We start from the raw sequence: 19,119 nt of genomic DNA, 5'->3' as shown, positions 1-19,119 counted from the left end.
AACCCTCACGAGCGGGTCCTTCAATCGCTTCACATCCGGCTGTAATTCCGGAAAGCCATGACCCGGACGCCAGTCAACGCCCTACAGCGCCATTTTTGGCTGAGTCATCGCGACCGGAGTTTGAGTTCGGAATGCCGACCCCAGCCATCGGCCAATACGGCGCAAGGGCTAGACAAAAGGGCGATATCGCGGTTTTGGAAGCCCTATGATAGCACGGCGGACCACTCCGCCAGTCGCCCCGAAGTCCGGATTACCCAAAGTGAATAATCCCGCTGTCACCAGCCGAAGCTCGGAACAACGGGATCTCCAAAGGACCGTCCGAGCGCTCAAAGGGTTGTTGATCACGAGCATCATCGCCCCACCCCTGCTGTTTGGCGCCGCCGCATGGCGCGACTACCGACAGATGATGAGTGGCGCGGAAGGTCAGGCCCAATCGACCGTGAACATGCTCCGGGAACATGCACTCCGAGTTCTCGACACGCATGTCCTCGCGCTCAAGCAGGTCGATGAACGAACCAGAGGTTTGGATTTCGACACGATCGAGGCGGATCCAGATATCCATAGATTTCTTGCGGAACTCAGCCGCGATCTGGGATCACCCAATACGTTGTGGATCACAGATGCCGACGGGCGCACGCGCGCGAGCAGCCTTTCCCATCCCGCCCCTTCGTTGGACATCTCGGATCGCGAGTACTTCCAGGCGCAAAAGGAAAGGGACGCGGGATCCTTCGTAAGCGTGCCCTACCGGCGCCGTGGGGGGGACCAGGGTTGGGCCTTCGGCATCAGTCGACGACGGTCAACGACTGGCGGCTTTGACGGCATCGTCCATGTCTCGATCGACACCCGGTTCTTCTCAGACTTCTGGAGGACGGCCGGGCCAGTGGCGGCACATATCGTTCCCTTGATGCGCGACGACCGAGAATTGCTCGTGCGTTATCCATCCCACGTGGGCGAGCGGCTTCGCCTCGCCCCCGATGCACCTTTTCCAAGGGCCGTCGCACAAGCTCCGGACGGACACTACACCGCCGTCTCGAATGTCGATCACATAGAACGCATCAATGCGTATCGACGTATCGACGGCTACCCCCTCACCATCAGCTACAGCATCGAAACGCGTGCACTCCTAGGTGCTTGGTGGCGGGGCATGGCGCCATACGGCTTGCTTTCTTTGATATCGTGGATCGCGCTCGTCACGGCGACCCTAGTGGCGCTGCGCCACACGCGCCGTGCGATGGCGGCGCTGGATGAGCTGCACGCCGAGGCACGGCGCCGAGATTTGGCGGAGGCGGCCTTGCGCAGAACACAGCGCTTCGAGGCCATGGGGCAGCTGACTGGTGGCGTCGCCCACGACTTCAACAATCTCCTCCAGGTGATCGCCGGTGGCCTGCGCCTGCTGTCACGTTCCAGCGCCGAGAACATGCGCGGGAAGGTTCTGGAGTCCCTCCAGCAGGCCGTGCTGCGAGGTCAGGGCTTGACCCGGCACCTGCTGAGCTTTGCTCGTAGGCAAGCGCTCGCGCCAGAAGTCATAAATCTGGGCGCGGAGATCGCCAGGCTCGAGCCTCTCCTTCAGCAGGTGTTGCGGGGTAATATCACCCTCGGGATCGAGTTGACGTCTGACGCGCACGTAGAGGTTGACGTCGGAGAACTCGAACTGGCGCTGCTCAACCTCGTCGTCAACGCCCGAGATGCGATCGCAGGTGAAGGGAAGGTGACGATCTCAGTGCAGGATCCTTCTTTCGCAGAACGCGAGGCGAACAAACAAGAGCCCGACGACGTGGCGATCTCTGTCAAGGATACCGGGTGCGGCATACCCGCGGAACTGCATGACACCGTTTTCGAGCCGTTCTTCACGACCAAGCCCGAAGGCAAAGGCAGCGGGCTCGGCCTGAGTCAGGTCTATGGCTTCGCTCAGCAAGCCGGTGGACGTGTGACCATAAAGTCCGCTCCTGGCCTAGGCACCACAGTAACTATCCTGCTACCCCGGGCAGGAGAGCCCCCATTCCGTCGGCCGATCCCAGAGGAGAAAGAGGTCATCCGGCCAATCCGACCGTTGCGAATCCTCATGGTGGAGGACAATCCGGAAGTTGGAGCAATGACGAGATCCGTGCTGCAGCGCCAAGGCCATCATGTGGAGTTGGCGACCAACGGTCGTAGCGCGCTTGAGATCCTCGAAACAGGGAAACGGTTCGATGTCGTGTTCTCTGACATCGTTATGCCGGAAGGTGTCGGCGGGCTCGATCTCGCCCGTCATGTGAGACTGCGCTGGCCCAGCGTCGCTGTCATTCTCGCCACTGGATATAGCGATCAGGTTCAGGACGCTGTGGCTGAGGCGTTTCAGGTCCTTCGGAAACCCTACGATTATGGTGAGTTAGAGCAGGTACTCCAAACCCTTACGACTCCGGCCGTTGCCTTGCCGCCGTCATGACTTCATCGAGAGGAATGGGCAGCCAGACGGCTGCTGTCGGTGCGCTCTCGGGAGATGGCGGAAGGAGGTTCGCGCCATGACCCTGATGACGCGTCTTTACCTTTTGGTGCTGCTCGCCATCCTCCCGGCAATCGGTCTACTCGCATTCCAGCATTGGCACGACCGCACCGAGCACCGGAGAACCGCCGAGGCCGATGCGTTGAGATATGCGCATCTCCTCTCCGGCGAACTCGACCGGGTTGTCGAAAGCATTCGCACGCTGTTGAGCGCCGTCGCCGAAGCTCCTGTCGTGCAAGCGTTCCGGGATCCCGCATGTGGTGAATACCTTCGTCGGCTCGAGGCGAAGAACCCTGCCACCACGTCAGTGTCTGTCTACGATCTGAACGGTGATCGCCGGTGTAGCAACGTCGATCTCGTCAACGTCATGGACCGCGCCTACTTCCAGCAGGCGCTCGACAGCGACAGTCTTGTCACTGGCGAATACGTCGTTGGCAAGACGTCTGGTCAGCCGGTGCTTCCCTTCGCCCTTCGCATCGAGCGGGAGGGCCAGGTGGTCGGCATCATCGTCACGACCCTGCGCCTGGATTGGCTCCGACATTACCTTGCTGAGAGAAGCAAAAATTTCCCGCAGAGCAGTTCCATTACCGTCGTGGATCGCGGGGCGACGATCCTCGTGCGAATTCCGAACCGGGAACGTGAAGGAACGAAGCTCTTCCGATACCCCCAGCTTCTCACCGCGCCGGCAGGAGGAGCGACGCTGCACTCGCAGGCAGGCAACACCGCTGATGGCGTTGCACGCCTGCTAGGCTACACGGCCTTGGTGGATCCTCCCGTAGGTCTGGTTATCGCTGTCGGACTGCCGGAGGAATATGTCTTTGCCGGAATTGACGAGGCCGCGGCTCGCAACTTCCTGCTGCTCGCTCTCACTGCGGTCCTGGCGTTTGTAGCCGCGAACATTGTTGGCCGAGCCTTCATCATCCGCCCTGTGTCCGGACTGCTCTCCGTCGCGGATCGCTTGGGGCGAGGGGAGTTCGGGGCGAGAGCGAATGTTTCTGCGCCACAATCTGAACTCGGCCGCCTCGGGGCAGCTATCAACAGCATGGCGGCGAAACTGGAAACGGCAATCACGTACAAGGACGTGCTCTTGCAGGAGCTTAGCCACAGGGTCATGAACAGCCTGCATACCCTCGCGTCGATATCGGCCATGCAAGCCCGTCAAATCGGAGACGCCGAGGCACGGCGGCAAGTCGAGCAAGCCGGTGCGCGCATCCGCTCGGTAGCTATGGCCTACAGGCGACTGCATGCGCACCGAGGCGTGGAAATGATTGAGTTCTCCGTCCTGCTTCAAGAACTGTGCAGGGAACTTCAGGCATCGATGCTCGCTGATAACCGCCATATGGCCGTTGAAGCGGCATCACTGTTTCTCGAACCCGAGCAAGCAATGCCACTGGCGCTGGTTGTCAACGAACTCATCACGAATGCCATCAAACACGGAGGCGACAATCCAGATATTCATGTTAAGCTTGTCTGCTCGAATGAGGGGGCGCGCTTGGCGGTTCGCAACCGCGGCATCCTGCCCGCGGGCTATGATGCGTCTTCATCAAGTGGCTTTGGAATGCGCATGATCAGATCGACCGTCGCTCAGATCGGTGGACGGCTCGAGGCCATGTCCATGTCGGGAATGACCGAATTTGCTGTCAGCTTCACACCCAGCTTAACGCAGCCGGCCGTGTTCCGCCCTGTCAAGACGAGCGTGGATGAAACTTTGAGCACCAGCCAGTCTGCGTCGGATCACATGGTTTGAGCAAAAGCCCAAATTTGGATGCCGCCCAGGAGGCGTTCCATCCGACGGCGTTGTTGTGCATCCTGCCCGACGTGCTCGATCATTTCTGGGTGCGCTAGTGCTCACCAGAGGAGGTCGACCGGGACAGTTTTCGATCGCGTAGGCCGGGGCGACATCCGGCGTATCCCCGTTCCTCGGGTGTCTACCTCACGCGACCGCGGTGGCACCCTGCTGCGCAGGCTTGCCGACGAACAGCTTCAGACCGTGCGGTGGCCTCGGCGGATCCAGCCCCACCACGTTCTCGCCGAGGGTGCCAAGGGTGCCAAGCAAACGCTTCGGCAGCACGGGTTTGATCAGACAGCCGAGCGCGAGACCGGCGGCGTCCTGCGCCCGGTGTTCATGGGTGGCCACCAGGATTATGAGCGCCTACAACTACAGTGATCCAGCTACGCCTCGGCTTCGTCCTCAACGACGTCGCGCTATCAGCTCTCCACCCGCCCCGCTCCGGTCGTTGCTCCGCGATAGCCCGGCGCCTTCAAAATCGTCCGCTGCGGCGGGTTGCAAATTTCGCCACCCCGACCGAGATCGGCGCCACCCACTTGCGCGGGAGTTCGTTTCCGCTTGAGCAGCTACACGGCGTGATCGAAAGCGATTTCGACGAAGGACCAGGTACCGACGCAGGACGGAAAAGGGCGCCTCCGACATCGGAGGCGCCCTTGGCACGCAAGGATTCGGCAGTCGCGCTAGGCGCGGATCGCCTCGAGGACATTCCTGGGCGTGAGCGGGATCGTACGAACCCGCTTTCCTATCGCATCGGCCACAGCATTGCCCAGCGCCGCAGCCGTGGGGCCTTGGCTGGCCTCGCCGGCGCCCACGGGCGGCAGGCCCGCCTGCTGAACAATGGCGACCTCGACCTTCGGCGCGATGTCGAAGCCGATGATCGGGTAGCTGCCGTAGCTGTTGGATGTGATCAGCTTGTCGTCGTACTTGGCGCCCTCGAGGAGGGTCTGGCTGGTCGACTGGATGATGCCACCCTCGACCTGGTTGATCACGCCGTCCGGGCTGACCGCGTGACCGACATCGACCGCGCAGTGCATAGAGATCGGCGTTATGTCGCCGGTCTTGGTGTCGACCTCGACCGTGGCGACGATTGCTAGATAGGCCTCGCTGTTCTTGTACCGCGACACAGCGATGCCGGTGCCGGTCACGACGCCCGATAGCTGGCGCGGCCCGGCGGGACGAGGTGTCCAGCCGGCCATCTCGACTGCCTTGCGTGTCACTGCGGCGAGCCGCGGATCAGCGAAATGGGCGAGGCGGAAGGACACCGGGTCCTTGCCGGCAGCCGCAGCCACCTCATCGAGGAAGCACTCGGCCGAGAACACGTTCATGTATGCGCCCAGCGTACGCAGAGCCGAGGTGCGGATCGGTGAGACACTGTGGTGGTTTACCGTCACCTTCTGGTTTGGAAAAGCGTAGCCCTGAGGCACTGCGTTGCGGTCGGCGGCGCCGTTCGGCAGCGGCGCGTTGACGCGCTTCGGCACGGGCAGGGGTTCGGCCAGATACCAAGCCGAAAGCAGGTTGTTGCCTTCCTTGGACGAGCCCGGGCGGGAGTTGTGCGTGAGGCTCCAAACCGTGTGACTCCAGGCCGAGACCTTGCCCTCGGCGTCGAGCACGGCCTGCAGCTCGGTCTCCATCGCCGAGCTGTAGGGTTCCCATGTCATCTCTTCCTCATGGGTCCACAGCACGCGCACCGGCCGGCCGGGCACGGCTCGGGCCAGCAGGGCGGCGTCGAGTGCCACATCGTCAGCCCCGTTGTGGCCGTAACAGCCCGAACCCTGAGCATGAATTACGCGGACCTTCTCCGGCGCCATCTTCAGGGCCGCGGAGAGCTCACGGCGCAGTGGGAACACCCCCTGCGTGTGCGACCACACGGTCAGCTCGTCGCCCTGCATCACCGCCAGCGCGCAGGACGCGCCGATGGAGGCGTGGGACTGGAACGCCCGTTGGTATGATGCCTTGATTGCCCTACCCTGTGCCGCCGCGACGTCGCCGACATTGTGCACGACCTTGTTGTCGTCGGCCGCGGACTTCAGATAGTCGAAGATCGGCTTGCCGCCGAAGAGCGCGCCAGGAAGCGTCCACTGGCTGGCCTTGGCGATGGCTGCGGCGGCTGCTCGAACCTGCTCCTCGCGCGTGCCGATGACGCCGATGAAGGATCCGTCGACCACCGTCTTGACGACCGCGGGATAGGCCCTTGTGACGTCGAGCGCAGCGCTCGTCAGCTTCGCGCCATAGGCGGGCGGGCGGGCGACGGCACCGAACAGCATGCCCTCCGGGCGCATGTCCTGGATGAAGGTGGGCCGGCCGAACACCTTGTCTGGGATGTCGACCCGTTTCACCGAGGTGCCAATGACGCTGTAATCTTTCTGACTCTTGCGTTTGGCGGTTGGGTCGACGTCACGCACGAGGTTGACCGCTCTCGCCGCCTCACCATAGGGCATGGCGCGCCCGTTGGGGCCCTTGATGATGCCGTTCTCGACCGTCAGCTGATCGACGGAGCTCGACCAGGCCGTTGCGGCCGCCGCCATCAGCGTGGCGCGTGCATCGGCACAGGCATGCCCCAGAGCCTCGCCGCCGTAATGGATCGACTGCGATCCGGCGGTCTGCCCTTCGTCGGGCGTCAGCGCGGTGTCGCCGGACACGAGGGTCAGGCGGTCGATGGCGACGTCCAGCTCGTCCGCCGCAATCTGCAGCATAGCCGTGCGCACGCCTTGGCCGAGCTCAACGCGGCCAGTGAAGACCGTGATGGCGCCATCGGGGCCAATTTTCACCCAGCCGTTCAACTTCGGGTTAGTCGCCAGCATTCCCTTGAGCTTGGGCGCCTCTTGGGCCGTAGCGACCGGGAAGCGGATCGTCAGCCCGGCGGCCGCGGCCGCCAAGGCCCCACCCGTGAAGGCACGGCGCGAGATCATCATTTTGGACATGACTCAGACCCCCTCCGTGGCGGCGCGCTTGACGGCCTTTAGCACGCGGTTCTGCGAGCCACAGCGGCAGAGATTGGCGGCAAGCGCTGCGCGGATCTCCTCCTCGCTGGGCTTCGGCTTGTTAGAGAGCAGCTCAGCAGCCTGCATGATCATGCCGTTCGTGCAGTAGCCGCACTGCAGGGCCTGCTCCTCGATGAAGGCCTTCTGCAGCGGGTGGGGTTTCTCAGGCGTGCCGAGCCCTTCGAGCGTCACCACCTTTTTGCCCGCCACTGACTCCAGCGGGATGCTGCACGAGCGCAGGGCGCGGCCGTCGACGTGCACGGTGCAGGCGCCACATTCCCCTTTGGCGCAGCCAAGGCGCGGACCACTCAGGCTGAGGTCATTGCGCAGCACGTAGACGAGCGGTGTCTCCTTCGGAACGTCGACGGAGACCGGCTTGCCGTTTACTGAGAGGGTGATCATCAGGCGCTCCTACTTCAGGGTCTTCAGGTAGGCGATCACGTCAGCCCTCTCTGCAGGGGTCGGCAGGCCGCTATAGGGCATCTTGTTGCCGGGGACGCGGCCTACGGGGTCGGACAAATATTCCTCGAGCGTCTGGTCGCTCCAGGTGAGATCGGCCCGGCGCATGGCGCGCGAATAGGCGAAATCCGCGGTATCGCCGGACTTGCGGCCGACCACGCCGGCGAGGCCTGGACCCGTGCCGGCTTGGTTGGTCACCGCATGGCAGCGCGCGCAGTTGGCCTCGTAGAGCTGTTTGCCCTTAGCCGCATCCTGAGCCAGGGCGGAAGCGGCGCCGAGCGGGGCAGCGAGAACGAGGGCCGCAAGGATGAGTTTTCTGGTCACTGGTCTTAGGCTCCGTTGTATAATCACGCGGCGCTGAGGCGGTCACGGAAGGCGGCGGCACCGCTCCGCAACTCGTTGATCACCTGGTTGATGTTCTTGCCGGAACGCGCGACGCTGGACGCAACGTCAGCCGTTGCGGCCGCCGCGTTGCGCACTTCGACGATGCTCTTCGCGACCTCGGTCGTACCGATCGCTGCCTGGTCGAGGTTCTCGGCGATCGCGCTGGTGGTTTCGCGCTGGACCGCGATGGCCGAAGCAACCGCCCCAGACAGCTCGCTTAGCTCTTCGATGGTTCGGCTGATCCCGACCATCGCGGTCACCGTCTCGGAGGTGACGTCCTGGACGGCTTGAATCTGGCTGGCGATCTCCTCGGTCGCACGCGCCGTCTGGCTCGCCAGGTTCTTGACCTCCTGCGCGACCACGGCGAAGCCCTTGCCGGCCTCCCCGGCGCGCGCCGCCTCGATGGTCGCGTTCAGCGCCAACAGGTTGGTCTGGTTCGCAATCTCGGAGATCAATTGCACCACGGCGCCGATCCGCTCGGCGGTTGTCGAAAGCTCGTTCACCTTGGCGTCGGTGTCCTTGGCATCCTGGGCGCCGCGCTGAGCGATCCGCAGAGCCGTGCCGACGCGCTGCTCGATCTCGGCAATGGATGCGCTCAGCTCCTGCGTGGCGGCCGCCACGGCGGAAACGTTCGCACTCGCCTCGTCGCTGCTGGCCCCGGCGATCATGCCCTGGGACGCAGTGATTTCGGTCCGGCTGAGCATCGTCTCGGCAAAGCCCGACAGGGCGCCGGCCTCGCGGTCGATCTCCTCGACCGTCGCCGCGATACTACCCGTAAAGTCGGCGGCAACTCGGTCTAGCATGGCCCTGCGCTCCTGCTCGCGCAGTTCGCGCTCGCGGTCCTGCTCTTGGCGCATCGTGTGGACCTTCAGCGCGTTTTCCTTGAAGACCTGCACCGTCCGAGCCATGGCGCCGAGTTCGTCCCTACGACCGGCATCGGGCACCTCGGTGTCGAGTGCGTCAGCAGCCAGCCGCTCCATGGCGCGGGTCAGCCGCCCGACGGGACGCGAAATCGTCCGGCCGATGAAGAGCGTCAGCGGCGTCAGCACCAGAATAGTCGTGATCAGAGTCGCGATGCCGATCTGGCTGGCGCGAAGCGACTCGTGCTCCACAGCCTCGAGCCCCGCCTTCAGCTCGGCTTGAGCGACGCCGTGATAGCTCTCCATCCGCTCGGTCAGCCCGGTGAGGATGTCGGTCGCGTTCGCCAGCGGGGCCGAGGCGTCGGCTCCCTTCCGCAACTCGGCCCGGATCCGTTCGATTTCGGCATCGGCCTTGGCGAAGGTCTCGGGCAGGTCGGCCTTCCAGCCAGAAGCGGCGGATACTCGATCGATGAAGGCCGCAACGTCCTGAGCCCGGCTAGCGAAGATCGCCGCCTGGCGCTCCAGGTCCTTTATAATGAACTTGTCGTCGGGCGCCTGCTCAAGGACGAGGTCGCGGACCGAGGCCGAACGGTCGACGATTGCAATGTGCATGGAGGAGAGCCGCTCGACGACGTCACGAAGCTGCTCGGCCGCCCGCGCATCGGCAGAGATGGCCGATGCTGTGTATACGGCGGTCGCGCCCTGGACCGAGACGGCGATCAAAGCCACGATCAGCAGGATGGAAAGTCTCTTGGCAATGGTCATAGATCTCGACCTCCGGGTGCGACTCCGTGTCACAGGCGCAAGTGTTTTCCCGAAGGGATTAAAAAGAGGTTTCTAAAACTTAGGGACAGAATGAATAAAAATGTACGCGCGAATGAGTGATGCTGTATTAATTTAAAATTTTCTGAAATCGCGACTGCAAGGGCGACCGGCAAGAGCCTCAGGCATTCGAATCTTTTATCAAACTGGACCACCCTAGCGAGGTGAAGGCGCAAGCCAATCAAACCGCAAAGGCAACTGAGGAGATCCGGGCCAAGGTGCTGGAAATCAGCAGGCCACCTTGTCAAGAAAGACCGGCTGACACGGCCGAACCGACTATCGCAGCCGTTCCCCCCCTGCCGGGGTCGAGGAAAACGGAGCCGGGCGCTAGGTCCCGACGGTTGCACGGAACCCGTCGTGAGAGATCCTCCGAGCTGGGCCGGCCCAGAACGGCAAGGAGCCAGGTTGCTCAACCTGTAAGTCGCTCCACCGTATCGCTTGGCTATGGCGCCATGCGCATCCTTATTGCGAGAATCCCCAGGCTCCATTCGCGCTTGTTGCAAATCTTAACCCATCTTGCACCTTTTGTATGATCATCATTCAGCCATTCTGATTAATCTCCGGGCAGGCGCTTGGCGTCGCCCTCCAACCTGGGTTTCTTCATCCATGAACCGATTGCTGTCCAACCTGCCGCTCCTGGGCAAGCTCGCGGTCCCCCTGGTCACCTTGCTGCTGGTAATTGTCCTCACCGTCTGGCAGGGCCTTTCAGGCATCGGCCAGCTGAACGACTCGACCAGCCACGCACTCGGGGTGGTGGCGCGACGTCAGGCCTTGGCGCTTGCCGTTACGGCCCAAGCCAATGACGCCGTCGTGTTCGAGAAGAACATCATCGTTGAAACCAAGAACGACGCAATGCAGGGCTTCTTGCGCTCTTACGAAGCCGCGATGAAGGAAGCTCGCTCCAAGGCGGAAGAACTTGTCGGTTTGGCCAGCGACCCGGCCCGGCGACGCGTGCTGGAGTCGCTTCGCGACGCATTAGCAGGTCTCGAGGAGGCCACGCGCCGCTCTGTCGCGCTCGGCCTCAAGAACGAGACTGAGGCTGCTGCGAAGATTTCTCTCGAGCAGGTCAGGCCGGCGCGATTGAAGGTGAGCGAGATCGCTGCGGAGGTGGTGGGCTACAACGCGGCGCAGATGCAGGAAACGATCCGATCTACTGGAGAACTCGCCGCCACCGTTGACAGGAACCTTAAGCTCGTTTCTGCGCTGGGCTTTGCCGGCGGGTTCGCCCTACTCGCCTGGATCGTCCTCGGCTACGTGGTCCGACCGCTCCGGCGTATGGCCGGCGCTATGGAGACGATCGCTCGGGGTGACCTGACGCTGCAGGTGGAGGGTACCGGGCGGAAGGACGAGGTGGGAACGCTGGCGCGCTCGCTCCAGGTCTTCAAGGAAAACGGGCTCGAGATGCGGCGCCTCCAGGCCGAGCAGGAGGCTTTGAAGGAAAAGGCCGAGGCGGATCGAAAGAAGGCGCTGCGCCAGCTCGCCGACAGCTTCGAGGCGAGCGTCAAGGGCGTGGTCGAGACGGTCGCCTCGGCGGCAACGGAAATGCAGAGTGCGGCCGCGTCGATGTCGGGCACCGCCGAAGAGGCAAGCCGGCAAGCCATGGCAGTCGCCTCTGCAGCAGAGCAGGCAAGCGCCAATGTCCAGACAGTGGCGACGGCGACCGAGGAGCTGACGGCGTCCATCCAGGAGATCGGGCGGCAGGTCGCCACCTCGACCCAGGTCGCGGGACAGGCGGTACTGGAGACCCGGCGCACGGCCGAGTCGATCGGCGGGCTCGTCGCAGCCGCCAAGCAGATCGGTGCCGTGGTGGACATGATCCAGAGCATCGCCGGGCAGACCAATCTGCTGGCGCTCAATGCCACTATCGAGGCCGCGCGGGCGGGTGATGCCGGAAAGGGCTTCGCGGTGGTGGCTAGCGAGGTGAAGGCGCTAGCCAATCAAACCGCGAAAGCGACTGAGGAGATCCAGGCCAAGGTGCAGGAGATCCAGCAGGCCACCGGGGGTGCCGAGGCGGCGGTCGAGGGGATCGAAGGGACGATCGGGCGGATGAACGAGATCGCCGGCGCCATAGCTGCGGCGGTCGAGCAGCAGAGTGCCGCAACGCGCGACATCTCGGACAATGTCCAGCAGGCCGCGCGCGGAACGGAGGAGGTGTCGTCCAACATCTCAGGCGTCAACCAGGCTGCCGCAGAGACCGGGTCCGCCGCAACCCAGGTGCTCGGTACCGCGGGAGCGTTGTCGAAAGAAGCCGAGACGCTCCGGCGTGAGGTCACCAGCTTCATCGCGACCGTACGAGCAGCCTGATGCGTGGGCGCTTGATGGTTGCCATCAAGCGCCCTTCCTACGGCAGCTTTCCTTTGCGCCACGCCATCCCCTACAGCAGGAACGCCCGCTCGCCGTGCCGCGTCAGCGCCGACATGCCGGCCGTGCGCGCGGTGTCGCAATGCGCGTCGGTCGGCAGCCAATCCACAGCAGGGTGACGAGGGCCGAGAGGCAAGCTGCTGCGCAGCCACGCATCGCGCAGTTCCCTCGTCACCCAGCTCAGATCAGCCCGCGGCGCTCGGCGTGCTCGGCACCGGCGTGTTGAGAAGCTGCTGCTCCCACAGATATGCGATGCCGCTGCCGGCAGCATGGTGCTTGATCACCTCGGTCACAGCGGTTGCCGTTTCCACGCGTGCCCAGTCGCGCTGCCATTCGGCCGCCACCGCCAGCCACGTCATCATGTTCGCGCCCGCTGTGATCATGCGCTGGATCGCGACCGCATGCGCTTCGACCGAGGTGCCGCCCGAAGCGTCGGTGACCACAGTGACGTCCCAGCCTTCACCGAGCGCCTGGATCGCCGGCATCGCGACGCATACTTCCGTCCACAGGCCAGCGATGATCAACTGCTTGCGCCCTGTCGCCTTGACCGCGTCCACCACCTTCGGGTCCTCCCAGGTGTTGATGAACGTGCGGTCGATCACTTCCTGACCGGGAAACACATCGGTGATCTGCGGGAACAGAAGCCCCCCTCGCTCAGCGATCACGGTCGTCAGAATGGTTGGGACGCCGTAGACCTTGGCAGCCTTCGCGAGACCCACGGTATTATTGACCACCATCTGCGGTTCGTGGCTGTTCAGGTTGGCGAGCTGGTAAGGCTGGTGATCGATCAGGACGAGGACCGAGTCCTCGGGGCGAAGAAGAGACGCAAGGCCGTTGCGGAAGGTCATGGCAAACCTCTGCTTACGTTTGAGTTGATAGAGCTCGAGGCGCGCCGGCTGAGGCGTTCCTGGACGTGACATTGCCATTCCACTTTGTGGCGCAGTAGCATCCCTCCCTGACACGCTGTGTCGCGCATCGGGGAACGCCGGATGGATATCGAAGAGCTGCAGACCTTCGTGGAAGTTGCCGATGCCGGCGGTGTTTCGCCTGCTGCGCGCCGCCTCGGCGTGTCCAAGTCGATTGTCAGCCGGCGGCTTGCCAGGCTTGAGGCTGATCTCGGCGTTCAACTGCTTGCACGGACCACCCGCGGCGCGGCTCTCACCGAGGCCGGAGCGACTTTCCGGGACTATGCGGCGAAAGCGTGCGCCGAGATCGACAACGCAAAAGAAACGATTTTACCCGCCGGGGAGCTTCGCGGCCGTCTTCGGATCGCAGCGCCGCTTTCCTTCGGACCGACCCACTTGGCGCACGTAGTCGCAGACATGGCGCGCCGTCACCCGAAGCTTCACATCCACACCTGCTATACTGACCGCTTCGTCGATCTTATCTCAGAGGGTTATGACTGCGCGATACGGGTTGGATATCTTCAGGATTCAAACCTGATCGCGAGGCGCATCGGACCAATTCATGGAAAGCTCGTCGCCAGTCGCAGCTATATCGAGGCGCATGGGGCACCAGAGACGCCGGAAGAGCTCCTCGCGCACGAGGCGCTCATGCAGGGAACCGAAAGCTGGCAGTTCCTGGATGGCGGGAGGACCATCACCGTTCGACCGCAAGGACGCTTCAAGGCTGATAATGGCACCGCACTGGTTGCCGCCGCCGTGGCCGGGCTAGGGATTGCTTACCTTCCAGATGGGCTCACGGATGTTCATGTGGAGGCCGGCGACCTCGTGGCGGTTATGACACGGTATCCGCCGCCCCCGGCAGGCATTTTCGTGCTCCGCCCGCCAGGTCAGCACCCTGCGCGGAAAATACGGGTCCTGACAGAGATGCTGATCGAGTGTTTCGGACAGATGCCACCGGCTGCACAACCCGCTCGCTGACCGCGACGCAGCTTTGTCCCGGTCAGCACTGCCGCGCGGCCGATGCTGCCTTCGCCGGTCGTTGTGCCGCGTCAGCGCCGGAACGTGCAGCACACTTTCCTCTCGGTGACTTGTTGGTTGTGACGGCGCCGCGTCGACCACATGCCGTCCACGCTTCTGGAGCGCCATCACGAGCAGCTCGGGTCCGGAGAACACAACTCCGGACGGAGTCCAGGTTTCGCTTCCTTGAGGGAATGCTCGCCGCCGGCAGTCAAGCGTATTCCGCACCGATGTCCGCGCGACGTGAGTCAGCACAGGCACACCTCGCAATACCAAGCACCCATTATAGTAATTATATTTCTTCATGCTGCCATTCGGCAGATAGGCCCGAGTAACGATCAGCCGTTGAGCGAATGAACGATTCTGAAACCCAGATTTTAACCTGATCATAATTTTTGCCATCCCCACTCTATTGGGGTGACTAAGAGCCTTTGGCTGATCCATGAGATCCCGCTTACAAAGTTGAGGTGGCGCATGCTTGGAGTTGTACGCAACCAGTCGGTCAGGATGAAAATCGGGCTGTCGTTCGTTGGCATCCTGGTCATCGTCGCAGCGATGGGCGTCTATATCAGTTCGCAGATCTCGGTCATCCGCCGAACAACCGATTGGAACACCCATACCTATCGGGTGCTCGACAGCGTCGATTCCATCGTGTCCGGCATGGTAGGCCAGGAGACTGGTCTGCGCGGCTATCTCGTCGCGGGCAAGAAGGACTTTCTCGAGCCGTACAACGCCGGCGTGAAGGAGGCTGCGGACGGCTGGGCGAGGGCCAAGGAACTGACGGCGGACAATCCCGCCCAACAGCGGCGCCTCGACGATCTCAAGGCAGCCATCGAGCAGTGGCAGAAGGGCGTCGCCGAGCGGGAGATCGCCTTGATGGCGAATGAAGCCACGATGCAGCAGGCCCGCGACATGGAAGCCAGCGGCGCCGGCAAGGCTGCCTTCGATGCCCTCCGCCGCATCGCGGGCGAGATCCGCAAGGTCGAGAGCGACCTGCTTAAGACCCGGGCGGCCGAGCAAGGTGCGGCGATGGACGGGGCGCAATTGGCGACCTGGATCGGCATGGCCGTCGCGCTCGCGTTCTGCTCGCTCTTGGGCTTCCTGCTGGCCCGCGGTATCAGCGTGCCCGTTACCGGGATCACGGATGTGATGCGCAGGCTCGCCGCCAACGACAAGGCGGTCGAGGTGCCGTTCCGGGAGCGTGGCGACGAGATCGGCAGGATGGCGGCGGCGGTCCAGGTGTTCAAGGAGAATGCCATGGAGATGGAGCGCCTCCAGGCCGAACAGGAGGCGCTGAAGGTCAGAACCGAGAAGGAGCGCCGCGCTGCGATGCTGAAGCTGGCCGAGGACTTCGAGGCAAGTGTCAAGGGCGTCGTCGAGATCGTCGCGTCGGCCGCAACCGAGATGCAGGGCGCGGCCACCGCGATGTCGGGCACGGCCGAGGAGGCGAGCCGACAGGCCATGGCGGTGGCATCGGCCTCCGAGCAGGCCAGTGCGAATGTGCAGACGGTCGCCACCGCCACCGAAGAGCTCGCCGCCTCGATCCAGGAGATCGGCCGGCAAGTCTCCGTCTCCACGCAGATCGCGGGGCAGGCCGTTCAGGATACCCGGCGCACGGCCGAGATCATGACCAGCCTTGTTTCGGCGGCTCAGCAGATCGGTCAGGTGGTTGAGCTCATCAACTCGATCGCGGGACAAACCAATCTGCTGGCGCTCAACGCGACCATCGAGGCGGCACGGGCCGGCGACGCCGGCAAGGGCTTCGCGGTGGTCGCATCCGAGGTCAAGGCGCTGGCCACCCAGACGGCGCGTGCAACAGAGGACATCCAGGCCAAGGTGCAGGAGATCCAGGGCGCCACCGGCGGAGCCAAGGCGGCGGTCGAAGGCATCGAGAGCACGATCGCACGTCTGAACGAGATCGCCGGGACCATTGCGGCGGCGGTCGAGCAGCAGGGGGCGGCAACCCGCGACATCTCGTCGAACGTCCAGCAGGCCGCGCGCGGCACGCAGGAAGTCTCGACCAACATCGCCGGCGTCAACCAGGCTGCGGCCGAGACCGGTTCAGCAGCGACCCAGGTGCTCGGCGCCGCCGGCGGCCTGTCGAAGGAGGCCGACACCCTCCGGCGCGAGGTCACGAGCTTCATCGCTACCGTGCGGGCCGCCTGATCGGTCGGGAGGACGGGGCGACCCGTCCTCCCAGGCACTTCCGGGACGTGAACCCGCCGGGCGGCTGATCATCTCGAAGGGCGTCGAGGGACGCGTCACCCGGATCCTCCGCATCAGTCATCCCGAGGCTCGGAGGAGCTTGGCGGCGTCGGCCGCGTATTTCGAACGCCGGGAAGCGGCACTGCTGGAGCCGCGATTTGCGATAGAGCTGATTTTTAAAGCGGCCTTATTGCCGACTTCCAGTATGTGCCTGTAGTTAGGATCCAGGATCCGCGGGATCCGGCTCGAGAGGCTACCTCGCGACCGCATAGCTGCCGCGGCCGCAGACCGAGGCAGGCCGTGCCCGCAGGGCCCAGACCCAGCTGTGCACGGGGAACAACCCGTCGTTGAGGCTCCGTACCGACGGAGGGATCATTGCAGCGGTCCGCCGCGCTCGGGAGCGCGCGGCGTGTCGCATGGCGGATAGATGCGGCCCTTGTAAGGCCAAGTGATCACCAGCCAGTGCACTGGTAACCGCCCGGGACCGGTCTTGGAACGCAGTCGACAAGGAACCGGGCCGCAGCAGGCCTCCTCCGTCGGATGGACTGATGGCGGATCGGGCGGGCTGAGTAGCACTGGCACGTCGGCCTGCTCCGGTGGCTCCTCGCATTTCAATTATGGTGCGCCAAAACAACCTTGCCGAAATGGGCGCCGCTTTCAAGATAACGCATGGCATCTGCAACATCTGTCCATGGGAAAACGCGGTCGACAACGGGCTTCAGGTCGTTTCCTTCAATGGCACGGACCATGGCCTCGAAAGAGGCGCGCGATCCGACGGGAATGCCACGGACGCGGACCTGCCGGCGGAAGATTTCCAGCGGGTTGATCGAACCTTCGCTACCTCCGAGATAACCGATCACGTTGATCTGGCCGCCGCGATGCACCGCCTTCAGTGATTGAGAAAAGCTCTGCGGACCGCCGACCTCGATGACGTGGTCGACGCCGCGGCCTTCGGTCAGATCGAGGACCGCAGCGCCCCACTCCGGGGTGGAGCGGTAATTGATCCCTACAAACGCGCCAAGGGCTTTCGCCTTCTCGATCTTGGCGTCACTGCTGCTGGTGACGATGACGCGTGCGCCGCCGGCAACGGCGAACTGCAGGGCGAATAGCGAGACGCCGCCGGTGCCCTGTACCAGCACAGTATCACCGGCCTTCATCGCTCCTTCCGATACGAGTGCGTGCCAAGCTGTCACGCCTGCGCAGGACAGCGTCGCCGCCTCCAGATCACTCAAGTTGCGGGGCGCCAGCACCGCCGCCTGCTCGTCGAGCAGAGCGTACTCTGAAAGCAACCCATCGCGCGGTCCGCCACGCTGGTTTGAGGCTTCGGCCATCTCGAAGGGACCGGCAACCCAGCGCTGCCAGAAGGTGCTGCACACCCGGTCACCCACGCTGAAGCGCGTGACCTCGTCGCCGATGGCGACAACCTCGCCAACTGCGTCGGATAGCGGAATCAGCGGCAGCGGAAAGGTCGTATGATAGCTGCCGCGGGCGATCTCGACATCGCGGTAGTTCAACGAAGTCGCCCGGACGCGGATTAAGACCTCCTGACGGCGAGGGTGCGGGACCGGGCGCTCGACCATTCTCAAGTTGTCGAAGCCCGAGCTGCCCTGAAGAACAATCGCTTTGGCCATCATGCGCTCCCGTTGTGGACGACGCATGACGGTGGCCTTGCGACCGAGATGTGGCAAATTCATAATCTTCACAAAGATTATGCACGAGGCGATGATGTTGAACGAGATGCGGACGTTCGTCCTCTTCGCCGAGGAGGGCTCGCTGCAAAAGGTCGCCCGACGCCTGCCGCTGACGCAGCCAGCGGTCAGTCGCCAGATCCAGCGGCTGGAGCAGTCGATCGGCACGTCTTTGTTGGACCGGCGCCAGAAACCGCCGGTACTTACGGCTGCCGGTCGGGAGGTTTTAGCCCGAAGCCGCGAAATCCTGGCAGCCTACGCGGCGATGAAGGGGATCGCTGCCGCCACAGAGCCGACAGGCGTCCTGCGGCTTGGCATCGCCAATGGGCTGGCGCAGGGCAGCCTCGTCGAAGCAGTTCTCGCGGTGATGGCCCGTTTCCCGAGGGTGTCACTACGCCTCAAGGCGGGCTGGAGCGCGGCCCTGGTGGAAGAGCATCGTCTCGGCATGCTCGATGCGGCCATTCTGCTGAGCGACGGATCGAAGTCGTATGGGGGCGAGACCCTTGGCTCGGAAAGGCTGTCGATCATTGGCGGCACGATGCTCCCGAACACGCTCGAGACGGTCTGCGCGATGCCGTGGGTTCTCAGCCCAGAACCGTGCGACGCCCGCCGCCTCCTGACGGGCGCGTTTACGCGCCATGGCCGCAGCCTGGTTGTCGCGGCAGAGGTCGAGGATGCTGGGTTGCAGGTCGCTCTCGTGCGCAAAGGGCTCGGCCTCGGCCTCATGCCGGAACGGATTCTACGGAAAGCTCAGCCGGAGGGCATCGTTCCGATCACCGCTGGTGCGTTCGCGTTACGGCTGGACGTGGTGCAGTTGCGTTCCCCGCATCTGGGCGTCCTTGGCGCCGTCGTGGACGCCCTGTCGCCCGCCCTGCGCGATGTCCTCGAGATGCTCGTCCACAAGGGCCATGGTCCCAGCGATCCAAGCGGCAGATCTGGGAACAGCGCGTCAAGGACCGCCTTCTGAGGGCGGATCACGCAGACGAACTGATCGCGTTTGGCTTCGGGCATCTTGCCGGCCCGGAGGGCGCCTTCATCACCGGTGCCCTGATCGCAGTAGATGGTGGCTACAACGCGTAGGGCTGACCGCCGGCGAGATCACATGGATTGAGCTCTTTATACGCGGGAGCGGACGAGTTCCCTTACTGCGATTGTGGCAATGCTCA

General features: G+C 63.7%; 14 protein-coding genes. 6 read left to right on the top strand and 8 right to left on the bottom strand.

The genetic code is table 11. The features are described 5' to 3' along the window. Positions 1-337: 337 nt before the first annotated feature. Positions 338-2,425, top strand: coding sequence for a hybrid sensor histidine kinase/response regulator (locus JUB13_RS20935; RefSeq protein WP_207482318.1), 2,088 nt, complete (start codon positions 338-340; stop codon positions 2,423-2,425). Positions 2,426-2,501: 76 nt separating this feature from the next. After that, on the top strand, positions 2,502-4,229 hold the full coding sequence (locus tag JUB13_RS20930; RefSeq protein ID WP_207482316.1) for a sensor histidine kinase: 1,728 nt from the start codon (positions 2,502-2,504) through the stop codon (positions 4,227-4,229). 186 nt (positions 4,230-4,415) lie between these two features. Here JUB13_RS20930 and JUB13_RS20925 read toward each other — a convergent pair whose 3' ends face one another. The 5 genes from JUB13_RS20925 to JUB13_RS20905 all read right to left on the bottom strand — a co-directional run bounded on the left by JUB13_RS20925 (position 4,416) and on the right by JUB13_RS20905 (position 9,720). After that, positions 4,416-4,619, bottom strand: coding sequence for a hypothetical protein (locus JUB13_RS20925; protein WP_207482314.1), 204 nt, complete (start codon positions 4,617-4,619; stop codon positions 4,416-4,418). Positions 4,620-4,951: 332 nt separating this feature from the next. Next, positions 4,952-7,192: a xanthine dehydrogenase family protein molybdopterin-binding subunit gene (locus tag JUB13_RS20920; RefSeq protein WP_207482312.1), complete on the bottom strand. Its 2,241-nt coding sequence runs from the start codon at positions 7,190-7,192 to the stop codon at positions 4,952-4,954. Between the two features lie 3 nt (positions 7,193-7,195). Beyond that, complete coding sequence (locus tag JUB13_RS20915) at positions 7,196-7,654, bottom strand: (2Fe-2S)-binding protein (RefSeq protein WP_207482310.1); 459 nt, start codon at positions 7,652-7,654, stop codon at positions 7,196-7,198. Positions 7,655-7,663: 9 nt separating this feature from the next. Further along, entirely contained in the window at positions 7,664-8,035 is a 372-nt protein-coding gene (locus JUB13_RS20910; protein WP_207482308.1) for a c-type cytochrome, read from the bottom strand. A gap of 23 nt (positions 8,036-8,058) precedes the next feature. Further along, positions 8,059-9,720 carry a methyl-accepting chemotaxis protein gene (locus JUB13_RS20905; RefSeq protein WP_207482306.1) on the bottom strand — a complete coding sequence of 554 codons (1,662 nt, stop codon included), beginning with the start codon at positions 9,718-9,720 and terminating at the stop codon, positions 8,059-8,061. A 663-nt stretch (positions 9,721-10,383) separates the two neighbouring features. Here JUB13_RS20905 and JUB13_RS20900 point away from each other — a divergent pair. Continuing rightward, positions 10,384-12,081: a methyl-accepting chemotaxis protein gene (locus JUB13_RS20900; protein WP_207482304.1), complete on the top strand. Its 1,698-nt coding sequence runs from the start codon at positions 10,384-10,386 to the stop codon at positions 12,079-12,081. Between the two features lie 70 nt (positions 12,082-12,151). Here JUB13_RS20900 and JUB13_RS20895 read toward each other — a convergent pair whose 3' ends face one another. Continuing rightward, complete coding sequence (locus JUB13_RS20895; RefSeq protein WP_207482302.1) at positions 12,152-12,313, bottom strand: hypothetical protein; 162 nt, start codon at positions 12,311-12,313, stop codon at positions 12,152-12,154. Between the two features lie 10 nt (positions 12,314-12,323). After that, entirely contained in the window at positions 12,324-12,986 is a 663-nt protein-coding gene (locus JUB13_RS20890) for a hydrolase (protein WP_207482300.1), read from the bottom strand. 141 nt (positions 12,987-13,127) lie between these two features. Here JUB13_RS20890 and JUB13_RS20885 point away from each other — a divergent pair, with 141 nt between their 5' ends. Together JUB13_RS20885 and JUB13_RS20880 are read left to right on the top strand one after the other, a co-directional pair. Beyond that, positions 13,128-14,021 carry a LysR family transcriptional regulator gene (locus JUB13_RS20885; RefSeq protein ID WP_207482298.1) on the top strand — a complete coding sequence of 298 codons (894 nt, stop codon included), beginning with the start codon at positions 13,128-13,130 and terminating at the stop codon, positions 14,019-14,021. Between the two features lie 546 nt (positions 14,022-14,567). Then, entirely contained in the window at positions 14,568-16,226 is a 1,659-nt protein-coding gene (locus JUB13_RS20880) for a methyl-accepting chemotaxis protein (RefSeq protein ID WP_236025111.1), read from the top strand. Positions 16,227-16,876: 650 nt separating this feature from the next. Here JUB13_RS20880 and JUB13_RS20875 read toward each other — a convergent pair. Then, on the bottom strand, positions 16,877-17,896 hold the full coding sequence (locus tag JUB13_RS20875) for a zinc-dependent alcohol dehydrogenase family protein (RefSeq protein ID WP_236025110.1): 1,020 nt from the start codon (positions 17,894-17,896) through the stop codon (positions 16,877-16,879). A gap of 25 nt (positions 17,897-17,921) precedes the next feature. Here JUB13_RS20875 and JUB13_RS20870 point away from each other — a divergent pair, with 25 nt between their 5' ends. Further along, positions 17,922-18,920: a LysR family transcriptional regulator gene (locus JUB13_RS20870; protein WP_236025109.1), complete on the top strand. Its 999-nt coding sequence runs from the start codon at positions 17,922-17,924 to the stop codon at positions 18,918-18,920. Positions 18,921-19,119 lie beyond the last annotated feature (199 nt).

Source organism: Arenibaculum pallidiluteum (assembly GCF_017355985.1).
GTDB classification, from domain to species: Bacteria; Pseudomonadota; Alphaproteobacteria; order Azospirillales; family Azospirillaceae; genus Arenibaculum; species Arenibaculum pallidiluteum.
This window is presented reverse-complemented; position numbering and strand designations above follow the sequence as displayed.